The organism is Brevibacillus invocatus, assembly GCF_003710915.1.
Taxonomy (GTDB): domain Bacteria; phylum Bacillota; class Bacilli; order Brevibacillales; family Brevibacillaceae; genus Brevibacillus; species Brevibacillus invocatus.
This window is the reverse complement of sequence record NZ_RHHR01000009.1, coordinates 222,839-243,203: the sequence shown is the minus strand read 5'-3', so window position 1 is coordinate 243,203 and position 20,365 is coordinate 222,839. Positions and strand designations below refer to the sequence as shown.

Sequence of the window (20,365 nt, the reverse complement as noted above, 5' to 3'; positions counted from 1 at the left end):
ATGAAGGCAATGGGATGGTTGTGCATGCTGCTTGCAGGAGCCGTTCTGGCATCAGGATGTCAATTCGATAGAGTAAAAGAGCATAGGGAATTGGAGCTGCCTGCCTCTGCGATTGAAAGCTTGGAGGTGGAGACCGGCTTCGGGGAGTTGACTATCATTGGTGACAAGGAAGCCAGCTCCATTCAGGCAAAAGCCACTATCAAGAGAAGCCAAAATGTAAGCGAGGAAGATATCCTCTTTACGCTGGAACAGGAAGGCAATACAGCAAAGCTTGTGCTGGACGATACGGCGGGATTTGGGCTCAGAAGTCTTGAGGTGAGCCTGACAGTCACGGTGCCTGCCGCAATGAGCATGATGGTCAAGGATGGTTCAGGCGATACCGAGATCAAGGATTTAGAAGGCCCTTTGGTCGTGCACGATGATTCCGGAGATTTGAAGATTTCAAATGTATCCGGGGAATTGGAGGCGCATGATCAGTCAGGAGACTTACAAGTGACCAATGCAAGCAACATCAAGCTGATCAACGACGAGTCGGGCGATATGAAACTGAAAAATACAAGTGGGGATATGCAGCTTCAAGATCAATCAGGTAATATTCACATCAACAATCATACAGGTGACCTCACGATCTGGGATGATAGCGGGGATCTTATCATTGATGGTGTCGATGGGAACGTAACGCTTGAAGAGAAGGGGTCTGGAGATAAAGCAGTCAAAAATATCAAAGGGTCCTGGACCGAACAGTGAGAAAAGGCCGCTGCCTCGATGAGGTGGCGGCTTTAATCGGTTGTTCATAAAGATTTTGGCTGGAATATAAAAAAGACTTTAACATGCTATTCGAAAATGCTAATATAACTACTGTAAGACCTTTAATTGAGAATGAATATCGATATTATTGATAACGAGTATCTTTATCACTGAGACTCTATCCAAAATTCACCTTGATTCCGAGGAAACGCTTATGAAGATAAGATATCTGGTTGTATTGCTCATCGCATTATCATTTGTTTCATTGTTTATCGGGGTTAAGGACATTTCGCCACTCGATTTGTTTGATTTGACTGAAGAATCCACGCAAATTTTGTGGATCAGCCGAATCCCTCGATTGATCAGCATCATTATCGCAGGGATCAGCATGAGTATCGCGGGTCTGATCATGCAGCAGCTCACGCGAAACAAATTTGTTTCTCCGACGACAGCAGGGACAGAGGACTCTGCGCGGTTCGGTATTTTGATTGCCATGCTGATATTTACGGATGCGCCACCATTGCTCAGGCTGGTTGTCGCTTTCGCCTTTGCCTTGCTCGGTACCATTATCTTCATGAAGATCCTGGATCGCGTGAAGTTCAAGGACACCATCTTTATTCCGTTGGTCGGATTGATGTTTGGTAATATCGTTGGTTCGATCACGACGTTCTTCGCTTACAAGTACGATTTGCTACAAAATATTGGCGCGTGGCTGCATGGAGATTTCTCCTCCATCCTGAAAGGCAGCTACGAGCTTCTATACATTAGTATCCCGCTCGTCATCATTGCGTATTTGTTTGCCAACAAGTTTACGATTGCTGGAATGGGCGAAGAGTTCTCCATTAACCTTGGCCTGAATTATAAGCAAGTTGTGAATGTCGGCTTGACGATCGTGGCGATGATAACCTCTGTGGTCATTCTTACAGTGGGAACTATTCCGTTTTTGGGATTGATTATCCCGAACATCGTGACGCTGTACCTGGGTGATAACCTGAAGAAAAGCTTGGCGCATACTGCCTTGCTGGGAGCAGTCTTTGTACTGGCCTGCGATATCTTGGGGCGTCTGATCATTTTCCCGTACGAAATCTCGATTGGCTTGATGGTAGGCGTCATCGGCAGCGGAATTTTCATTTTCTTACTCATGAGAAGAAGGGCATATGAACGATGAAAGCAAAAATTGGGGTACTAGCGCTCATATCCGTTGTGTTGATAGCCATATTTATGATGATCGATGCGGGTGGCAACTGGGATTATGTCCTGCCAAGACGCTTTAAGAAAATCCTGGCCATTATCTTAACAGGTAGTGTAATCGCCATCTCCACTGTCATTTTTCAAACGATTACGAACAACCGGATTTTAACGCCGAGCATCATCGGTTTGGATTCCCTCTATATGTTTATCCAGACCTTCGTCATCTTCGTGCTAGGATCTGCAAGTCGCACAGCGATGGACAAAAATATCAACTTTATCATTTCCGTCGGTTTGATGGTTTTGTTCGCCACTCTTTTGTATAAATTGCTGTTCAAACGAGAGGGAAGAAACATCTACTTCCTTCTATTGATTGGCTTGATCTTCGGCACCTTGTTCAACAGTCTTTCGTCCTTCCTGCAAGTGCTGATTGATCCAAATGAATTTATGATTGTGCAGGACCGCATGTTTGCCAGCTTTAACAATGTGAATACCGACCTGCTGATCATCAGCTGCGGTCTGGTCATCGCCATCGGTTTCTACCTCAGACCTTTTCTCAAGTATCTCGATGTCCTTTCATTGGGCAGGGATGAGGCAATCAATTTGGGTGTAGATTACGATTATGTGGTAAAGCGGCTGTTGATTGTGATCGCGATCCTCGTATCGATCGCGACTGCACTGGTTGGACCGATTACTTTCCTGGGACTGCTCGTAGCCAACGTCGCTTATCAGTTTATGAAGACCTACCGGCACAAGCATTTGCTCATGGGTGCCTCACTGGTCAGCATTATCGCCTTGGTGGGCGGATTGCTGATCGTCGAAAGAGTATTTACGTTCTCGACTACGATCAGTGTCATCGTCAACTTTATCGGTGGAGTTTACTTCATTTATCTTCTGCTAAAGGAGAATAAATCATGATAGAAGTAAAAAATGTCTCGAAACGCTACAGCAACAAATATGTCGTCGAGGATGTTTCCCTGAAGATTTCGAAGGGCAAAATCACGTCCTTTATCGGGCCCAATGGAGCGGGGAAAAGTACCTTGCTGTCCATGATCAGCCGACTGCTCACGAAGGATCAGGGAGAAATTTTGCTGGAGGGTCAGGATATCAGCAAGTCCAAGAGTCAGGACTTGGCCAAGAAGATCTCCATCCTGAAGCAGTCCAATCACATCACGATTCGTTTGACGATTCGCGAGCTCGTAAGCTTTGGGCGCTTCCCTTATTCACAAGGAAACCTGACCCAAGAAGACTGGAAGCATGTAGATGAAGCGATTCGCTACATGGAGCTCGAGGATATCCAGCACAAGTTTCTGGATCAATTGAGTGGCGGTCAAAAACAACGGGCCTATATCGCGATGGTTATTGCTCAAAACACAGAGTACATACTCTTGGATGAGCCGCTGAACAATCTGGATATGAAGCACTCCGTTCAGATCATGAAGGTGCTGCGAAGACTGGTCGATGAGCTGGGCAAGACTGTGATTATCGTCATTCATGATATCAACTTTGCCTCTTGCTACTCGGACTACATTGTCGCTCTGAAGGATGGCAAGGTAGTGGAGGAAGGCGAGACAGACAGGATCATCAACTCGCACATTTTGAAAAGTGTCTATGACATGGATATTCAGATCGAGGACATCGATCAGAATAAAATCTGCGTGTATTACGCGTAAGCAATCTGCTCCCTGTTCGTAAAATTATTATGGTGGAGGTCTGGCAAGCGCGCGCTCTATTTCCATCAATAATTTTAAATAAGTACCAACTATTTTATAGAGGTGATAGAAGTGAAGAAAAAATTATCCATGCTGCTCATGACGGGCCTGTTGGCTGTATTTACCGCTGCTTGCGGATCTGCAACGACAGCGCCTGCACCAGCAAACAATAGCGAAGCTCCGGCAACTAGTGCAAATGCTACAGCTCCAGCAGTTGAATCTGAGGAAATTACAATCAAACACAAACTGGGTGAAGCAAAACTGAAAAAGAACTCTCAAACCGTTGTTGTGTTTGACTTTGGTGTATTGGATTCCCTGGACAAACTGGGTGTTGAAGTAACGGGTGTAGCGCAAGCGAACATTCCGCCATATCTGAAAAAATACGAAGATGCAAAATATAAAAATGCAGGCAGTCTGAAAGAGCCTGATTTCGAGAAAATCAATGCGATGAAACCGGACGTTATCCTGATTTCCGGAAGACAGCAAGAGGCTTATGAAGAATTGAACAAAATTGCGCCTACCATCTTCCTGGGTGTAGATACGCAAAACTACATGCCTTCTTTCACTGAAAACATGAAAACACTGGGAACTATCTTTGGTAAAGAAGCAGAAGTAGATGCAGAATTGGCTAAAATCGATGAGAGCATCAAACAGTTGAAAGAGAAAACGAGTGCTGCAGCAGACAAGAAAGCCCTGATCGTCCTGACGAACGAAGGAAAAATCAGTGCTTACGGTCCAGGATCCCGTTTTGGTATCTTGCATGAAGTGTTTGGCTTCGCGGCAGCTGACGATAAAATTGAAGTAACGACTCACGGACAAAGCGTTTCCAACGAATATATCATGGAGAAAAACCCTGACTATCTGTTCGTAGTAGACCGTGGTGTAATCAACGAAGGTGCTGCTTCTACCGCTAAGCAGCTGATTGAGAACGACCTGGTGAAAAACACGAAAGCGTTTAAAGATGGAAACATCGTTTACCTCGATGCGAACTACTGGTACCTCTCCGGTGGCGGACTGGAATCCACTGCACAAATGGCAAACGAAGTATTGAACAACGTGAAATGGTAGTCTTTCACGTAGAAGATTTTCATAGTTGCAATCATGTTGAAGAAATCAATATAGATTGACATTACGCTGAAAAGTGTGTATGATTTTATTCATTGATAATGAGAATTGTTTTCATGTTAGATCGGGGAGGATATATACGATGAAGCGTCACACTGTTTTCTCTAAAATTTTTGCAGCATTCTTAGCGACTAGTCTACTTGCTGGATGCGGGGCTGGATCACAGGAACAAGGGCAGCCGGCACAAAAGGAAAATGCGAATGCCACTGCACCAGCCAAAGATCAGGAAGTCAATATTTATACCGCTAGACATTATGAAGTGGATGATGTGCTCTATAAAAACTTTACCGATGCTACGGGCATCAAGGTAAATGTGGTAAAAGGCAAGGCAGAAGAGTTGATTGAACGATTGAAGCGTGAAGGAAAGAACTCTCCAGCCGACTTGTTTATTACAGTGGACGGCGGTGTCTTGAACAACGCCAAGGAAAGCGACGTCCTGCAGCCCGTGCAGTCTGATCTCGTGAATGCGCAAGTAGCCGAGAAATACCGTGATAAAGATAACCAATGGATCGGATTATCTACGCGTGCCAGAATTATCGCCTACTCGAAAGAACGTGTAAAGCCAGAGCAGCTCTCTACCTATGAGGACCTGGCTAACGATCAATGGAAGGGAAAAGTGTTGGTCCGTTCTTCCAGCAGCATGTATAACCAATCGCTGGTCGCATCCTTGATAGAGCTCAATGGTGAAGAGAAGACAGAAGAATGGGCAAAGGGAATTGTGGCCAACATGAGCCGTGACCCTGAAGGCGGAGATCGTGACCAGGCGAAAGCGATCGCTGCCGGAGTGGGTGATGTAGCCATCATGAATACGTATTATGTGGGCCAAATGATGAATTCCAAAGACCCGGAAGAGGTAAAGGCGAGTGAGAAAATCGGCGTCTTCTTTCCAAACCAGGAAACTACGGGTACGCATCTCAACATTAGCGGGGTTGGTTTGACCAAGCACAGCAAGAACAAAGAGAACGCGGTTAAACTGATTGAGTATTTGACCTCTGAGGAAGCGCAGTCGATCATGTCGAAGCAAAACTTTGAATACCCGGTAAATGAAAAGGCAGAAAAGCCGGAGATTCTGAATACATTCGGAGAATTTAAGGCGCAAGAAATTGACTTTGCCAAGCTGGGCGTGCACAATAAAAAGGCAATCGAGATCCTGAACAAAGTAGGATGGAAATAAATGGTTTTCAAAACCTTGCTGCGCAATATCAAAATGAATACAAATGGCTGGTTGTTCATCAGCCTGATCGGGGTAGCAGTCATTCTGCTGCCCGTTTTCTCTATATTTGTTTCCTTGTTTGCAGAACCCAATGAAAACTGGGAGCACATCAAGCAGTACATGCTGACGAATTATATCCTGCAATCCGTAGGGCTTATGCTTTTTACGGGAATCCTCACGGTCATGATCGGTGTGACACTGGCGTGGCTGATTGCGGCTTACGATTTTCCATTGAAGCGTTTTTTTCACTGGGCACTTGTATTACCGCTCTCGATTCCGCCGTATATCGCCGCTTATACATACAGTGCTATGCTCAGCTATACGGGAGTTGTACAAACTGCGCTGCGCTCCACATTCGGGTTTACGCCTGACCAAAAGTGGTTTGATATTATGTCCTTTCCCGGAGCTGTTTTTATTTTCACGCTGTTCCTGTATCCTTACGTCTACATGCTTACCCGCTCCTTTCTTGAGCGACAAAGTGGATCTTATGTGGAAAATGCGATCTTGCTCGGCCGAAAACCAGTCTCAATCTTTTTCCGGATTGTCTTGCCAATTTCACAACCTGCTATTATTGGCAGTTTGATGCTAGTCATTTTTGAGGTTATAAGTGATTATGGCGTAACCAGTTACTTTGGAATCCAAACCATTTCTACTGCTATTTTTCAGACGTGGTTTGGCATGTACGATGTAGATACCGCACTCAGATTGTCCGCATGGATGATGGCAGGAGTGCTGGGATTGTTCCTGATCGAGAGAATGCTTCGGTATAACCGCAAGTATAGCGCCTCTACCAGCAAGTCGAGTCAACTTGTTCCAAAGCGGCTCAAAGGATTCTCTTCTTTTGCTGCTCTGTTCTTTTGTGGGGCTGTATTTGCCTGTTCTTTTCTGATTCCTGTTATTCAATTGATTGTCTGGTCATACTGGACGTATGAGGATGTCTTAACGGTTGCCTTTTTCGAGTTGACGATCAATACCTTATTCGTTGCTGCCATTGCTACCGGTATGATTATGTTTCTTGCTGTGGTAGTAGCCAACGTGGCTCGTCTGCAACCAAACCGGTTCGGCACAGTCTTATCCAAACTCATGGTGTCTGGTTATTCTCTTCCCGGTGCTATCATTGCAATTGGTGTGCTTACGTTTTTTATTGCACTGGACGAAAGAATGGAGTTTGTCTATCTCCTCTTCGGTTATGAGGATGCCCCCCTGCTGTTGAGCATGTCACTGGTCATGCTGATTGTCGCTTATGTTGTCCGATTTATGGCTACCGGCTACAATGCAGTAGAAGCAGGCTTTGAAAAGGTAGGGATGGTTTATACGCACGCTTCTCGCACGCTTGGCTACGGCATTACCCGAACCTTTTTTAAAGTGGATCTCTTCTTGATCAAAGGTGCGCTTATGGGCGGGACCATTCTCACCTTCGTGGAGATCATAAAGGAACTACCGATGGCACTGTTGCTTCGACCGTTTAACTTTGAGACGCTGTCTACCAAGACCTATCAGTATGCTAGTGACGAGCGCGTGATCGAAGCTGCCATTCCTTCCTTGTTTATCATTACTGTCAGCGTCATTTCTGTGCTTCTATTTCATCAATTAGGAAAGAAGATGGAAAAATGAGCTTTGTAAACATACAAGAGGTTTCCTATACCTATACAAGCAAGCAGCCGCCTATTTTGAATAAGGTTACCTTTTCGATTGATCAGGGAGAGATTGTGGGAATACTCGGCCCAAGTGGAAGTGGGAAAAGCACGTTGCTTCGTTTAATTGCCGGTCTAGGGACACCGGATCGTGGCATGATCTCGATTGCTGACCAGGTAGTCGTGGATGGACAAACCTTTGTTGCGCCGGAAGATCGTGGAGTGGGCATGGTCTTCCAGGACTATGCGTTGTTTCCACATCTGAACGTCGAAAAAAACATTGAGTTTGGTTTGCATCGCATGTCGAGAACAGAACGCAAAGCGCGACTCGACGAGATGATCGAGCTTGTGCAGCTACAAGAGTTCAGGAAGCGCTATCCTCACGAGTTGAGTGGTGGACAGCAGCAACGTGTGGCTCTTGCTCGTGCACTCGCCCCCAAGCCGTCTCTCTTATTGATGGATGAGCCTTTCAGTAATCTGGATACAGAATTAAGGAGCAGCATCCGAGATGAGCTCAGTGCTATCCTGAGAAAGGCAAAGATGACTTGTTTGCTCGTGACCCATGATTATCAGGATGTAAAGGCGATTTGTAACAGTGAAATCACCTTGTAAACGATGGTGGCGTACGCTCATATAGGGTTTCATAGAGGTTGGAAACAGTTGAAGGGGCTGACCCTCAAGTAGAGAAATCAACTTGAGGGTCAGCCCCTGTGTTTATTGACCTTGGTATGTTACAAAAGCTTGAATGCCTTCTTCTTCATCCAGGACGAGTTCAATCCCAGCTGTGTAAGGATTGCGCTGCATCTGTGTCTGTAGATAGTAGCGGATTGCTTCAATCAGGTTGACCTCGATGAAGATTTGTTGTCTGCCCAGTGAGGATACCTCTGCGGAAAAACCGTATTCCTCATCCCACATCAGTTCAACCTCGACTTCCTGTGGTTGAATCTGTTTTTTGCTCGCCACATGCATGCAGATGGCGTTAATCAGCAATTGTTCAGAGAAGGTTATCTTTTCCATGCGTTCGCTTCCCGTTTCTCACGTTGTGTTTTGAAATAAACAAAGATCTTGCGGATCAAGACGATGACAGCGACGATCGCCAGCATGTTGATCAGGAAACCGAAGATCGCACCGAGAGCGCCCATGTCGCCAAACAAGCCGCCAAACAGCATACCTGCCAAACCACCCAGCATGAGACCTTTCATGAAGCCTCCGCCCATGAAGCCGCCGGATTTGGTAGTCGATGCAGCAGCAGGTGCGTTGGTTGGGGTTGTAGCTTTATTAGTAGGCGAATTCACACCGGAATTCGGAGTGCCTGGAGTTTGCGTATTTGTAGGTGAAGTCGTGTTGGAGTTAAAGGATTTTTTTCCGGACTTGTAGCCTTTCGCATCTGCCAGATCGTATTGATATCCAGCAGGAGCGAGAACGAGCATGAAGGCAACCAGTAGCATAACGAGTTTTTTCATCGTTTGAGTAGCTCCTCTCTGATTATAAAGCTTATTTATAAGTGTACACTAATATCTTGGGCTGTGACAATGATACATTTCGTGAACGAAGCAGGAATCCACAGGGAAAAGAGCTTGCTTAGTCCAGTATTTTCCCTGGATTTAGAATGTTTTTGGGATCGAATTGCTGCTTGATCAGCTTCATGAGTGGCAGCGAATCCGCATGCTCCTTGGCGAGGTATTTCTTTTTGCCGATGCCGATCCCGTGCTCGCCCGTGACGGTTTCGGGAATGCCGTACACTTTGAGCGTGATTTCCGTAAATACGCCGAGCGTCCCCTCTGAACCGACGAACAGACTGGTGAGGTGATAGCCTGACGAGGATTTTGCGGACAAGCCTCCTGTATGAACCAGACTGCCGTCTGCCATGACGACCTCCAGATCGCGCACCTGACTGCGCATGATGCCATAGCGGACACTGGTCGTACCGCTGGCGTTGGTCGCTGCCATGCCGCCAATCGTCGCGTCTGCACCGGGGTCTACAGGAAAGAAGAGACCATGCTTTTTCAAAGCCTGATTCAGCTGTGTGCGGGTCACTCCAGGCTGAACACGGACGAGGAAATCATCGGGACGAACCTCCACAATCTGATTCATATGCTGAAAATCAAGGGAAATGCCCCCTTGCAGGGGAATGCTATTTCCCTCCAGACTCGAGCCAGCCCCAAAGGGAACTACAGGAATGGCGTGTTCGTTTGCGTACGCAAGGATGGCGGACACTTCCTGTGCAGAAGCTGGAAAGACGACAACATCGGGCAAGACGGGAGTGTGATGAGATTCGTCCTTGCTGTGTTGGTGCAGCATCGTTTCGTTGGCTGTAGCGCGGTCTTCCGCAGTGATGGCTTTTAAATCTGCAAGCAGACGCTCAGCGGATATGTTCATGGAAAAACCTCCCTACATCGTGTTCGGACTTGTTACGCACAAGAACCCCTAACAAGGTTAGAGGTTCGTTCATTTACACGCTTTTCTTCAATTTTTTTGCTGCCCAGTTCCCAAGCGATTGGATCAGCTGAACCAGAACAACGAGGATGACGACAGTAATGAGCATGACTTCGATATCCCATTGCTGGTAGCCGTATCGCAGGGCCAGGTCACCGAGACCACCCGCACCTACAGCACCCGCCATTGCAGTCGCTCCGATCAGACCGATGGTAGCGATGGTCAAGCACAGGACGATACCGGGTCTGGCTTCACGCAGCATGATGCGGAAGATGATCTGGGAGCGGGAAGCACCCATCGCCTGATACGCTTCGATGACACCGCGATCTACTTCCAGCAGCGCTGTTTCCATCAGACGAGCAATGTACGGTGCCGTGTACACAATCAGGGGTACGATGGCCCCTTCAATCCCGATGGAGGTGCCGACAACCAGCTCGGTAAACGGAATGATCGCGACCATCAGGATAATGAACGGCAGCGAACGAAGGACGTTGATAATGGCATTCAGGATGTGAAAAAGGGTTTTGTTTGGAAAAAGGTGATTGCCTTGTGTGATCACGAGCAGGACGCCTAACGGAATCCCGATCACGGTAGCGATGAACAAGGAAACACCCACCATGATCACGGTTTCTTCCAGGGATCTGGTGAATAATGGAATCATCTCGACTAATCGGTCCATTAGTGAACTGCCTCCTCTCGTGTCACGATATCCACTCTGTAGACGGATTCGCGCAAAAATTTGATGCCGTCTTGCACAGCCTGTTCATCTCCGGAAATGTGCAACAGTAAAATACCAAGTGCTGTACCTTTGATAGACGTAATCGATCCGTACAAGAGATTGGTCGTAACCGGGAAGCGAGCCGACAGATGACCCAGGACGGGATCCAAGGCTGCATCCCCGCGAAAAGCTACACGGAGAATTTCCGCGGCAGGACCGCTTTGCTTGATGTTGGACAAGATTTCAGTCGGTACCTCATCATCAAAAATCGTTTTGATGAAATTGCGGGTAGTCTGTGCTTGTGGGTTGCTGAAAATATCCAGAACGGAGCCCTGCTCAATAACTTGACCATTTTCCATGATGGCGACTTGGTCGCAGATCTTTTTGATGACCTGCATCTCGTGTGTGATCAGGACAATAGTCAGATTGAACTTGCGATTGATGTCCAGCAAGAGATCCAGAATCGACTCGGTGGTCTGTGGATCAAGAGCAGATGTGGCTTCGTCGCAAAGCAAAATCTCCGGATCAGTCGCGAGCGCACGGGCAATCCCGACACGCTGCTTTTGGCCGCCAGACAATTGAGAGGGATAGGAATGAGCCTTATCCTCCAGGCCGACGAGTCTCAGCAGATCCTCAACCTTCTTCTTAATGACATCTTTCGGTACCTTGTTCATGCGCAAAATCTCGGCTACGTTGTCAAATACATTATAGGAAGAGAGAAGGTTGAAGTGCTGAAAGATAATCCCGATCTTCTTGCGTGCCTGTCGAAGCTCTTTTTCCTTCAGCGACAGCATATCCTGACCGTTGACGACTACTGAGCCGCTAGTTGGCTTTTCGAGCAAGTTGATCGTACGGAGCAGGGTACTTTTCCCAGCTCCGCTAAATCCGATCACTCCGAAAATTTGACCTTTCTCTACGTTCAGTGACACGCCTTTCAAGGCTTCAACCTGTTTGTTTCCGACCTTGTACGTCTTATGGATCTCTGTAAGCTGAATCATCTATCCAGTCTCCTTGCTGTGCAAATTTCCTGCCTTACCAGGACGGGAGGACGGCTCCATCAAAGTGTTCGTCGATAAATTTCTTCACTTCTTCCGAACGATATGCTTCTACTAGTTTTTTGATAGCAGGGTTGTCTTTATTCGATTCATTCACTGCAATGACATTAACATAAGGAGAATCAGATGTCTCGGAGAAAATCGAATCTTTTTTTGGAGAGTAGCCAGCAGACATCGCGAAGTTGGTATTGATACTTGCGAGCTCTACGTTGTTCAGGGAGCGTGCCAGGAAAGCAGCTTCCAGTTCTTTAAACTCCAATTTTTTCGGATTTTCAATGATATCCAGAGGAGTAGCTTCGTTTCCTACGCCTTCTTTTAGTTTGATCAATCCTGCTGCTTCATATAGCAGCAATGCACGGGCGCGGTTTGTTGGATCATTTTGAATACCAACAACTCCACCTTCAGGTACATCAGCTACGTTTTTATGCTTGGTGGAGTAGAGACCCATTGGGAATGTAACCGTTTTGTCTACGACGACGATTTTTGTCTTGTGGTCAGCATTGAATTTATCGAGAAACGGAATGGTTTGGAAGCTGTTCGCATCCAGAGCACCTTTATCCAAGGATTGGTTTGGCTGCACGTAGTCATTGAATACGACAACCTCTACTTCCAAGCCTTTTGTTTGGGCAACTTCCTTGACTTTGTTCATGATCTCTTCGTGCGGTCCAGCGGTTACGCCTACCTTCACTTTAGTCTGTTCAGCGGCTGCTGGTGCTGCTTCTTGTTTGGCTCCGCAAGCGGTCAACAAGGAAGCTGCAAGCAACAAGGATGTAAGCAAAAATCCGGTCTTTTTCATAGTAAATTTCTCCCCTTTTTTTCTGTTAAATTCTATATGTTTAAAAAATTGAAGCCCATGACCAAGTGTGTCTAGCAATCAAAAAAACCTCTTCCCGAAAGAAGAGGTTATCATGCAACACGAATAAAAGTCGCTTATACCTCTCTTATCTTCCGGAAAATATCTCCGCTGGAATTGGCACCATATCCAATTGGATAGGTTGCCGAGGTTTCATTGGGCCAGTCCCTCTACCTCTCTCTATAAGAGATGATTACATATGAAGTTAAATTGACACTAATTCTTACTTGGATAGTTGGATTATATAGTTCTTATTTATATCTGTCAAACACTTTTTGTAAGTAAGTAAAGTCGTACGAAGTGGAGCATATTTATCAAGAAAATGAGCAAATTACGAATATTGAACTTGAAAACGACTATGATCATATGTATAATGGGGGAGTAAAAAAGCCTGACAATTACGCTTGCAGGTGATGTTATGACCATACAGGACAATAACGAGAGTAGAAAGAAACTGTCTCACATCTATAATGAGATAGCCAAAGAGTTGTTCGGTTTTGGGACAACTTCACTAAGGGTTTCGATTGAGAAAAGCCTGATTACTTTTCAAGCCAAGCACCGACGTTCTCCAAGATCCGATGCGCTCGAAGGCGAGGCTCCTGCACTAAAGCTGGAAGTAGATTTTCGGATGTCGCTTCTCTATAAGAAAAGACTGCGGGAACGTTTGGAAGAAGAAATGGGTCTGCAGCTGGAAGCGGTATTGCGTGATTATGACGCTACTACACAGTGGGCCTTTACCAATGTGATCTTGTCGGATTCCACCGAAAAATAAATAGTCAACATTCCTATCTGGGATTTTTTCTTTTGATTTATCTTAAGGGAAGACCCGGTCGGGATGAAACAGACGTACAATTCTTTCGTTTACGAAGAAAAGTGCTCTTGTTTAGAAGAAATTATTCTATTCAAGGGTGCTTTTCTTTTGTTTATTTCCTTATTTTTCCTTATTGAAGGGAGTGATGCGGGAAAAGATCATCGGTTCTTTGGAGAAAGTAAAGTAAGGGGTTCATGGAACAAACAATAAAGAGATAGGTTTGAATGGAGGACTTTTACATGAAAAAATTATTTACTTCTTTGCTCTCTGTATCCGCGCTTTCTCTCGCGCTGGCCGGCTGTGGCAGTGCAGATCAAGCTCAACAGCCAGAGGGAAATGCTGCTGGTGAAGCTCCAAAAGGCGCCCCTGCAAAGCTGGTGATCTCGACATGGGGTTTTTCTGAAGACTTCTTCCGCAAAGAAGTATATGAGCCATTCGAAAAAGAACACAACGTGGAAATTGTCTTGGAAATCGGAAACAACGCAGAACGCCTGAACAAAATTCGCCAAGGCAACTCTGCTGTCGACCTGATCTATCTATCGGACTACTACGCGCAGCAAGGGATCGATGACGGGCTGTTCGAAACGATCGATCGCAGCCGTATTCCGAACTTGAATGAAGTCTATGATATTGCCAAAGCCCCACTCGGAGAAGAGTACGGACCGGCTTATACCATCGGTCAATTCGGTATCGCGTACAATCCCAACCTGATTCAATCCGAGATCAAATCTTGGAAAGATCTGTGGAGTGCTGATTTGACTGGCAAGCTGACTCTGCCGAACATCACTTCGACCACTGGTCCGATGATTCTGGATGCTGCATCGCAAGTTTCAGGCAGCGCGACATTCAACGAAGACCAAGCATTTGCCAAAATGAAAGAAATCAACAGCGGAGTTGTCAAATACTACGATAAAACCTCTGAGTACGTGAACATGTTCAGCCAGGAAGAGATCGCAGTAGGACCGATCATGGAAATGTACTTCAAGGATATCCAGGCAGCTGTTCCAGAAGCGAAATTCGTTTCTCCTGAAGAAGGCGGCTACGCGGTCATGAATACCGTCAATATCGTCAAAGGCAGCAAAAACAAACAACTGGCTGAAGACTTCATCAACTACCAACTGAGCAAGGAAGTACAAGAGAAAGCTGCGAAAGCAAAAGTCGACTCACCTGTAAACACGACGCTGACTCTGACTGAAGAAGAAGCAAAAGGCATTACCTACGGAGAAGAAACGATCAGCAAGTTGCGCAAGCTAGACATGAAAGCTGTCAACGAACAGTCCAAAGCTTGGATTGACCGTTGGAACCGTGAAATTATCCAATAGGCACGGATGAACAGGACAAGGGTATTTCGAGTTGAATATACCCTTGTTTTTTTAGATCAGAATGGAGCAGGGGGTTGACGTATGAAAAAAATCGTATTGGATGTGGACACCGGAGTAGACGATGCGTTGGGCATCATGCTAGCCGTCAAAAGTGGTCGCTTCAACTTGCTGGGCATTACGACAGTCAATGGCAATGTTTCCTTGTCCAAAGCTACGGAAAATACCTGCAAAATCCTCGACTTTTTGCAAGTGGAACAGGAGATTCCTGTCGTTCGCGGAGCATCTCGCCCCCTCTTGCGCCATGTTTACTTTGAGCACCGGATTCACGGCGAAGATGGCTTGGGTGGAGCTCTTCGCGATGTACAGGTGCGCACCGAGGTGAAGGAAGGTTTTGGGCCTGATTTTATGATTGAACAGGTAAAAAAGCATCCGGGCGAAGTGACTTTGATTATGACTGGTCCTTTGACCAATCTGGCTTTGGCTGTAAGTCAATATCCTGAACTGGTCGATCAGGTCAAGGAAGTGATCTTCATGGGGGGAGTTGTGAAGGAACACGGCAATGTCACCCCGACAGCTGAATACAACATGTACGTGGACCCGGAGGCTGCCAAGATCGTCTTTCACGCCGGTTTTCCTTCGTTGACGCTCGTCGGTTTGGACGTGACGCGAAAAGTGCTACTAAACGAAGCGTATATACAGGAGCTGGGCGATACCCCGATGGCTGAATATGTGAAGCAGAGCACCTCCGAGTATACGCAGCGCTATTTTCAAAGAAACGGTGTGCGAGCCTGCGCCCTGCATGATCCTTTGGCGGTCGCGGTGGCCATGTCCCCGGAATTGGTGACCACACGAAAGCTGTATGTGGATATAGAGACGAGAAGTGAGTTGTGTGATGGGCAAACCGTATGCGATTTCCAGAATCGCTTGATGAAAGAGCCGAACATGCAGGTTTGTCTGGATGTGGATGCTCCCGCATTTTTTGAGCAGTTTATCCGTGTGCTGAAAGCCTGACGATACCGGGAACAGGAGTTAAAGCGATGAAGAATAAGGGCTTGTATGTATTGTTATTGCCAGGCGTAGTGTTTTTGACGTTGTTTCTGGTCATTCCTATTGTAATGACGATTGCCTCTACTTTTTTTCAGGAAGGCAGCTTTACTGTACAAGGTTACCTAACCTTTCTTACGGATCCGTACAATTTGAAAATCGTGTGGACGACCTTGCGTGTCAGCTTCGTAACAACGATTGTGTGCATTCTGCTCGGTTTTCCGGCATCCTATTATATTTCCAAGCTGGGACCTCGTAAAAAAGGCATTTTGCTGGCATTGGCGATCTTCCCTCTGCTGACCAGCTCGGTCGTTCGGTCCTTCAGCTGGATGATTATTCTTGGAAAGAAAGGGCTCCTCAACAGCTCCCTATTGTCGATCGGGTTGATTGAAAAGCCTTTGGAGATATTGTATACCCCGACCGCTATGATGATCGGGATGATTCACCTGTTTTTACCACTGATTATCATCACCTTGGTAGGGGTGATGGAAAACATCGATCCTGATCTGCTGAAAGCAGCAGAAAGCCTGGGTGCTTCCAAATTCACAGCATTTCGACAGGTGATATTGCCCTTGAGCATGCCAGGGCTGATTATCGGCAGCATTCTCGTCTTCGTCGGCAGCCTGACAGCTTATACGACACCTGCCCTGCTGGGCGGCAAGCAAGGCGTCATCTCGACGTTCCTCTACCAGAATGCGATTACGCTGAACGATTGGCACATGGCTTCCGTGATCGCTACGATTATGATTGTGATTACCTTTGTGGTGATTGGCCTGATGAACAAAATAGCAAAGAAATTAAATCCGAAGGGGTAGAAGGGTATGCAGGAGAAAAATTACGGGTTGGCCCTGTTTACACTTCTCGTGTTCGTGTTTTTGCTAGGGCCGCTCATCATCATTTCCTTTACTTCGTTTGAACCTGGAACCGTCTTGAGGTTTCCGCCGGAGGGCTTCTCCTGGCGCTGGTACGAGAACATTTTTGAAGTGAAGATGTTCATGAAAACGTTTGGTACGTCTATGTTTGTTTCGTTGGCGGGCAATCTGCTTGCTTTGCTGCTGGGTGTTCCAGCTGCCTATGCGCTAAGCCGTTTTCAGTTCAAGGGAAAGGGAGCGCTGAATGCCATCTTCATTTCACCTGTCCTGATTCCCGGCATCGTCATGGGCTTTGCGATGCTCAAGTACGTGATTATTACCTACAACCTGCCTATTTACGCGGGGCTGTTGATCGGACATACCGTCATCATGCTTCCTTTTATTATTCGGGTCGTGGCGTCCAGCCTGTCCAACTTTGACTTCGCTATCGAAGAAGCAGCTCTCAGTCTTGGAGCCGGACGTATCGAAACCTTTTTCAAAGTGGTACTGCCCAATATCCGTTCGGGGATCATTGCAGCCATTCTGATCGCTTTTCTGGAGTCGTTCAATAATGTGGACATCTCTGTCTTTATGACAGGTCCAGGGGTCAGTACGCTGCCGATCCAGATGCTTACCTACGTGGAAAACAACTTCGATCCGACGATTGCCGCACTTTCTGTTCTGCTTATGATCATTACGGCGATCTTCATGTTTGTCATCGAACGTCTGATGGGTCTTTCCTACTTTACAAAACGATAAAGTAGTTTTACTAAACGGTAACGGAGGCATCAAAACATGGCATTGCTCACGCTGGAAAACGTATCGGTTGCCTACGACAATCAATACATTTTAGAAAACTTCCACTTGAATATTGAAAAGGGCCAGTTGATTTCGTTGCTCGGTCCGAGCGGCTGCGGGAAGACGACCACTCTTCGCCTGATCGCGGGATTTCTGGAAGCGAAGGACGGCAAATTTTTGTTTGATGGAAAAGATTACACACGAGTACCGGTGAACAAGCGCAATTTTGGATTCGTCTTTCAAAGCTACGCCTTGTTTCCGCATATGTCTGTGTACGATAATGTTGCGTTTGGCCTTCGTTTGCGAAAAGTGAGCGAGTCCGAAGTGAAAACGCGCGTGCGGAACATCCTGGACGTGGTCAGTCTCGGTGGCTTTGAGAAGCGCTTCCCCAAGGAATTGTCCGGCGGTCAAAGACAGCGGGTGGCAATTGCCCGTGCTCTCGTCATTCAGCCTGATCTGTTGTTGTTCGACGAGCCTTTGAGCAACCTGGATGCCAATCTGCGGGTCAACATGCGTGTGGAGATTCGCCGCATTCAGCAAGAACTGGGGATTACTACGGTATATGTGTCGCACGACCAGGAGGAGTGCTTCTCCATTTCGGATCAAGTGGCGATCATGAACAAGGGTGTCATCGAGCAGCTGGATGATCCGGCGACGATCTTTAAATACCCCAAGACCGAGTTTATTGCGCGTTTTATTGGTTTCAACAACTTTATATCCTTTGGTGAGCGCACCGAACAAAATGGTGAAATCGGGCTGCGAGTTGGCAACCATTCCTTTAGCGCGGCTCATAATCCTGGAACTACCAATCCGGGAGCGAAAAAATGCGCGATGCGTCCGGATGACCTGATCGTGACGACAGAGGCCGAAGCGAGTCAAAGCGAAAATCGTCTGGCAGGCAAAGTGAAGATCAGTACGTTCTTGGGTCGGAGCTATCAATACGTAGTGGAGACCGATCTTGGCGATTTTACAGTCAATCAGGAAATGGAGACTCCTTATAAAAGTGGACAGGCAGTCAATCTGCTTTTCCCGAAAGACAAAATGGTGCTGGTGGACTAACGACAGGAGTGTTTGAACATGAAAGTGGACTTGCTGATTGAGAATGTTCATGTCTATAACAGCTATTTCAAGAAGTTTATAGCAGGAAATGTAGCCGTGCTGGACGGCAGATTTCTCTACATTGGTCAGCGTGGTACCGATACATTTGAAGCGGCGGATATCCTGGCAGGCGAGGGGCGTTATCTGGTCCCTGGACTGGTCGATATTCATTTGCATATTGAGAGTACGATGGTGACGCCGGAGACCTTTTCATACGGCTTGATTCAAAATGGGGTGACCACGATCGTCCCTGAGCCGCATGAGATGGCTAATGTGTTCGGGATCGAGGGAATCAAGGAAATGATTCGTGCGAGCCGTGATTGCGTCGTCGACATGAAGTACGCGATCCCCAGTTCGGTGCCAGCCACCTCGATGGAAACGACCGGAGGGACTGTGGAGGTCGCCGATATCGAGGAGTTGCTGCGTTCGGAAGAAATCATCTGCATGGGCGAGATCATGAACTACGTGGACGTGATCTCGGACCCGAATTGCAAGACCAATCAGATCCTGGATTACTTGCGTAAAAATTACCCGGACCTCGTCATTGAGGGACACGTTCCAAAACTGCTCGATCTGGAGTTGCACCAGATTCTTTATGCCGGGGTCAATTCCGACCATACGCACCAGACGGTGGAGGGTCTGGAAGCAAGGATCGGAGCGGGCATGTTTATTGAGATTCAGGAAAAATCCATGACGCCTGAAGTGGTGGAATACCTGATTGGGCATGAAGTATCCGAGCATTTTTGTTTTGTGACCGATGATGTCATGACGGATTCGCTGTTCAAGCGTGGTCATTTAAATCATATCGTAAAAAAAGCAATTCAGATGGGAATGACGCCTGAACAGGCGATCTACGCTAGTACGTTTACGCCGGCACGCCGGATGAAGATGAGTGACCGAGGTGCGGTCGCGCCGGGCAAGCTGGCTGATTTCCTGCTATTGTCCGATCTGCAGGCGTTTACGATTGACTGTGTCTATAAGAACGGGAAAAAGGCGTATGATGCTGCCGAAGAATACATCCAAGTGACCAAAGAAAAACAATTTCCTGCTCATTTTTATCAAAGCGTTCAGCTGAATCCGCTGACAGAAGCAGACTTTTCTGTTCAGATGGATGTGCCGGACAACCGCTATCCGTGCCGCGTGATGCTGGTACAGGACGGCTCCACCTTTACCGAGGATCACCGCGGGATTGTCGAGACGCGGGAAGGGCAGCTGTGCTGGGAGGAGAGTCCCTACGGCCTGATCGCTGTTTTTGAGCGCTACGGGATAAATGGCAACCGCGGGTACGGTCTGATCAGCGGCGATACGATCAAGCGGGGAGCCATCGCGACCAGCTACTCTCACGATAATCATAACTTGCTCGTAGTCGGTCACAATCCGAGGGATATGATGCTGGCTGCCAACGAAGTGATTGGCATGCAGGGTGGTTTTTGTGTCGTGGAGGACGGACAGATGAAGGCTCGTTTGCATTTGCCGGTAGGAGGAATCCTGACGGAAGAGCCACTGGAAAAAACAGCGAAGGAAGTTGAACAGCTGCGCCGGGCGATGGAAGAACTGGGATACAAGCACTACAATCCGATCATGTCGATCAGTACGCATTCCTTGCCGGTAAGTCCAGCATTAAAAATTACGGATCTGGGCTTGATTGACGTCAATGCTGGAAAAGTCGTTCCTTTGCTGCTGATGTAAATGTAGAGGAATGTAAATAGCGCGCCACTCAAGAAGCCGTCAGGGACTATCGCCTGACGGTTTCGTCTGTT

21 protein-coding genes and 1 riboswitch are annotated in these 20,365 nt (G+C 47.0%); of the genes, 15 read left to right on the top strand and 6 right to left on the bottom strand.

All coding sequences use genetic code 11. The features are described 5' to 3' along the window. The 8 genes from EDM52_RS05795 to EDM52_RS05760 all read left to right on the top strand — a co-directional run bounded on the left by EDM52_RS05795 (position 1) and on the right by EDM52_RS05760 (position 8,231). The gene (locus EDM52_RS05795; protein ID WP_122908076.1) at positions 1-747 is read left to right on the top strand and encodes a DUF4097 family beta strand repeat-containing protein; all 747 of its coding nucleotides are present in this window, start codon (positions 1-3) and stop codon (positions 745-747) included. 214 nt (positions 748-961) lie between these two features. After that, positions 962-1,915, top strand: coding sequence for an ABC transporter permease (locus EDM52_RS05790; RefSeq protein WP_122908075.1), 954 nt, complete (start codon positions 962-964; stop codon positions 1,913-1,915). Beyond that, positions 1,912-2,853: an iron chelate uptake ABC transporter family permease subunit gene (locus EDM52_RS05785; RefSeq protein ID WP_122908074.1), complete on the top strand. Its 942-nt coding sequence runs from the start codon at positions 1,912-1,914 to the stop codon at positions 2,851-2,853. Before EDM52_RS05790 ends, EDM52_RS05785 begins: the two co-directional genes overlap by 4 nt. Continuing rightward, the gene (locus EDM52_RS05780) at positions 2,850-3,608 is read left to right on the top strand and encodes an iron ABC transporter ATP-binding protein (protein ID WP_122908073.1); all 759 of its coding nucleotides are present in this window, start codon (positions 2,850-2,852) and stop codon (positions 3,606-3,608) included. Before EDM52_RS05785 ends, EDM52_RS05780 begins: the two co-directional genes overlap by 4 nt. Positions 3,609-3,719: 111 nt before the next feature. After that, positions 3,720-4,715 (top strand): siderophore ABC transporter substrate-binding protein, encoded by a 996-nt coding sequence (locus EDM52_RS05775; RefSeq protein ID WP_122908072.1) that lies wholly within the window; start codon positions 3,720-3,722, stop codon positions 4,713-4,715. A gap of 139 nt (positions 4,716-4,854) precedes the next feature. Further along, positions 4,855-5,946 (top strand): Fe(3+) ABC transporter substrate-binding protein, encoded by a 1,092-nt coding sequence (locus EDM52_RS05770; protein ID WP_122908071.1) that lies wholly within the window; start codon positions 4,855-4,857, stop codon positions 5,944-5,946. Then, positions 5,947-7,599, top strand: coding sequence for an ABC transporter permease (locus EDM52_RS05765; protein ID WP_122908070.1), 1,653 nt, complete (start codon positions 5,947-5,949; stop codon positions 7,597-7,599). Next, complete coding sequence (locus tag EDM52_RS05760) at positions 7,596-8,231, top strand: ABC transporter ATP-binding protein (protein WP_122908069.1); 636 nt, start codon at positions 7,596-7,598, stop codon at positions 8,229-8,231. The genes EDM52_RS05765 and EDM52_RS05760 overlap by 4 nt, the downstream gene beginning before the upstream one ends. A gap of 102 nt (positions 8,232-8,333) precedes the next feature. Here the strand turns inward: EDM52_RS05760 and EDM52_RS05755 are convergent, their stop codons facing one another. From EDM52_RS05755 to EDM52_RS05730, 6 genes are all read right to left on the bottom strand, one after another. Next, positions 8,334-8,636 carry a YxcD family protein gene (locus tag EDM52_RS05755; protein WP_122908068.1) on the bottom strand — a complete coding sequence of 101 codons (303 nt, stop codon included), beginning with the start codon at positions 8,634-8,636 and terminating at the stop codon, positions 8,334-8,336. Beyond that, the gene (locus EDM52_RS05750) at positions 8,624-9,082 is read right to left on the bottom strand and encodes a hypothetical protein (protein WP_122908067.1); all 459 of its coding nucleotides are present in this window, start codon (positions 9,080-9,082) and stop codon (positions 8,624-8,626) included. The genes EDM52_RS05755 and EDM52_RS05750 overlap by 13 nt, the downstream gene beginning before the upstream one ends. Before the next feature lie 118 nt (positions 9,083-9,200). Further along, complete coding sequence (locus tag EDM52_RS05745; protein ID WP_122908066.1) at positions 9,201-9,998, bottom strand: FAD-binding oxidoreductase; 798 nt, start codon at positions 9,996-9,998, stop codon at positions 9,201-9,203. Positions 9,999-10,071: 73 nt separating this feature from the next. After that, positions 10,072-10,734, bottom strand: coding sequence for a methionine ABC transporter permease (locus tag EDM52_RS05740; protein WP_122908065.1), 663 nt, complete (start codon positions 10,732-10,734; stop codon positions 10,072-10,074). Beyond that, positions 10,734-11,771: a methionine ABC transporter ATP-binding protein gene (locus tag EDM52_RS05735; RefSeq protein ID WP_122908064.1), complete on the bottom strand. Its 1,038-nt coding sequence runs from the start codon at positions 11,769-11,771 to the stop codon at positions 10,734-10,736. The genes EDM52_RS05740 and EDM52_RS05735 overlap by 1 nt, the downstream gene beginning before the upstream one ends. 34 nt (positions 11,772-11,805) lie before the next feature. Further along, positions 11,806-12,624 carry a MetQ/NlpA family ABC transporter substrate-binding protein gene (locus tag EDM52_RS05730; RefSeq protein WP_122908063.1) on the bottom strand — a complete coding sequence of 273 codons (819 nt, stop codon included), beginning with the start codon at positions 12,622-12,624 and terminating at the stop codon, positions 11,806-11,808. A 142-nt stretch (positions 12,625-12,766) separates the two neighbouring features. Continuing rightward, a riboswitch (SAM riboswitch) is annotated at positions 12,767-12,870 on the bottom strand. Between the two features lie 229 nt (positions 12,871-13,099). Here EDM52_RS05730 and EDM52_RS05725 point away from each other — a divergent pair. The 7 genes from EDM52_RS05725 to EDM52_RS05690 all read left to right on the top strand — a co-directional run bounded on the left by EDM52_RS05725 (position 13,100) and on the right by EDM52_RS05690 (position 20,294). Beyond that, positions 13,100-13,453 carry a DUF2294 domain-containing protein gene (locus EDM52_RS05725; RefSeq protein ID WP_122908062.1) on the top strand — a complete coding sequence of 118 codons (354 nt, stop codon included), beginning with the start codon at positions 13,100-13,102 and terminating at the stop codon, positions 13,451-13,453. A 278-nt stretch (positions 13,454-13,731) separates the two neighbouring features. Further along, the gene (locus EDM52_RS05715; RefSeq protein ID WP_122908060.1) at positions 13,732-14,814 is read left to right on the top strand and encodes an ABC transporter substrate-binding protein; all 1,083 of its coding nucleotides are present in this window, start codon (positions 13,732-13,734) and stop codon (positions 14,812-14,814) included. Between the two features lie 81 nt (positions 14,815-14,895). Further along, on the top strand, positions 14,896-15,825 hold the full coding sequence (locus EDM52_RS05710) for a nucleoside hydrolase (RefSeq protein WP_122908059.1): 930 nt from the start codon (positions 14,896-14,898) through the stop codon (positions 15,823-15,825). A 26-nt stretch (positions 15,826-15,851) separates the two neighbouring features. Continuing rightward, positions 15,852-16,673, top strand: coding sequence for an ABC transporter permease (locus EDM52_RS05705; protein WP_122908058.1), 822 nt, complete (start codon positions 15,852-15,854; stop codon positions 16,671-16,673). A gap of 6 nt (positions 16,674-16,679) precedes the next feature. Beyond that, complete coding sequence (locus tag EDM52_RS05700) at positions 16,680-17,468, top strand: ABC transporter permease (RefSeq protein WP_122908057.1); 789 nt, start codon at positions 16,680-16,682, stop codon at positions 17,466-17,468. A gap of 36 nt (positions 17,469-17,504) precedes the next feature. Next, complete coding sequence (locus tag EDM52_RS05695) at positions 17,505-18,566, top strand: ABC transporter ATP-binding protein (RefSeq protein WP_122908056.1); 1,062 nt, start codon at positions 17,505-17,507, stop codon at positions 18,564-18,566. A gap of 18 nt (positions 18,567-18,584) precedes the next feature. Continuing rightward, entirely contained in the window at positions 18,585-20,294 is a 1,710-nt protein-coding gene (locus EDM52_RS05690) for an adenine deaminase C-terminal domain-containing protein (protein WP_122908055.1), read from the top strand. The last annotated feature ends 71 nt before the right edge of the window (positions 20,295-20,365 follow it).

Excerpts from the sequence above, each read along its gene's own strand:
- EDM52_RS05765 (WP_122908070.1), top strand. The coding sequence starts at position 5,947 with ATGGTTTTCAAAACCTTGCTGCGCAATATCAAAATGAATACAAATGGC.
- EDM52_RS05725 (WP_122908062.1), top strand. The coding sequence starts at position 13,100 with ATGACCATACAGGACAATAACGAGAGTAGAAAGAAACTGTCTCACATC.
- EDM52_RS05790 (WP_122908075.1), top strand. The coding sequence starts at position 962 with ATGAAGATAAGATATCTGGTTGTATTGCTCATCGCATTATCATTTGTT.
- EDM52_RS05705 (WP_122908058.1), top strand. The coding sequence starts at position 15,852 with ATGAAGAATAAGGGCTTGTATGTATTGTTATTGCCAGGCGTAGTGTTT.
- EDM52_RS05750 (WP_122908067.1), bottom strand. The coding sequence starts at position 9,082 with ATGAAAAAACTCGTTATGCTACTGGTTGCCTTCATGCTCGTTCTCGCT.
- EDM52_RS05710 (WP_122908059.1), top strand. The coding sequence starts at position 14,896 with ATGAAAAAAATCGTATTGGATGTGGACACCGGAGTAGACGATGCGTTG.
- EDM52_RS05730 (WP_122908063.1), bottom strand. The coding sequence starts at position 12,624 with ATGAAAAAGACCGGATTTTTGCTTACATCCTTGTTGCTTGCAGCTTCC.
- EDM52_RS05780 (WP_122908073.1), top strand. The coding sequence starts at position 2,850 with ATGATAGAAGTAAAAAATGTCTCGAAACGCTACAGCAACAAATATGTC.
- EDM52_RS05795 (WP_122908076.1), top strand. The coding sequence starts at position 1 with ATGAAGGCAATGGGATGGTTGTGCATGCTGCTTGCAGGAGCCGTTCTG.
- EDM52_RS05755 (WP_122908068.1), bottom strand. The coding sequence starts at position 8,636 with ATGGAAAAGATAACCTTCTCTGAACAATTGCTGATTAACGCCATCTGC.
- EDM52_RS05740 (WP_122908065.1), bottom strand. The coding sequence starts at position 10,734 with ATGGACCGATTAGTCGAGATGATTCCATTATTCACCAGATCCCTGGAA.
- EDM52_RS05760 (WP_122908069.1), top strand. The coding sequence starts at position 7,596 with ATGAGCTTTGTAAACATACAAGAGGTTTCCTATACCTATACAAGCAAG.
- EDM52_RS05770 (WP_122908071.1), top strand. The coding sequence starts at position 4,855 with ATGAAGCGTCACACTGTTTTCTCTAAAATTTTTGCAGCATTCTTAGCG.
- EDM52_RS05695 (WP_122908056.1), top strand. The coding sequence starts at position 17,505 with ATGGCATTGCTCACGCTGGAAAACGTATCGGTTGCCTACGACAATCAA.
- EDM52_RS05690 (WP_122908055.1), top strand. The coding sequence starts at position 18,585 with ATGAAAGTGGACTTGCTGATTGAGAATGTTCATGTCTATAACAGCTAT.
- EDM52_RS05735 (WP_122908064.1), bottom strand. The coding sequence starts at position 11,771 with ATGATTCAGCTTACAGAGATCCATAAGACGTACAAGGTCGGAAACAAA.
- EDM52_RS05745 (WP_122908066.1), bottom strand. The coding sequence starts at position 9,998 with ATGAACATATCCGCTGAGCGTCTGCTTGCAGATTTAAAAGCCATCACT.
- EDM52_RS05785 (WP_122908074.1), top strand. The coding sequence starts at position 1,912 with ATGAAAGCAAAAATTGGGGTACTAGCGCTCATATCCGTTGTGTTGATA.
- EDM52_RS05715 (WP_122908060.1), top strand. The coding sequence starts at position 13,732 with ATGAAAAAATTATTTACTTCTTTGCTCTCTGTATCCGCGCTTTCTCTC.
- EDM52_RS05700 (WP_122908057.1), top strand. The coding sequence starts at position 16,680 with ATGCAGGAGAAAAATTACGGGTTGGCCCTGTTTACACTTCTCGTGTTC.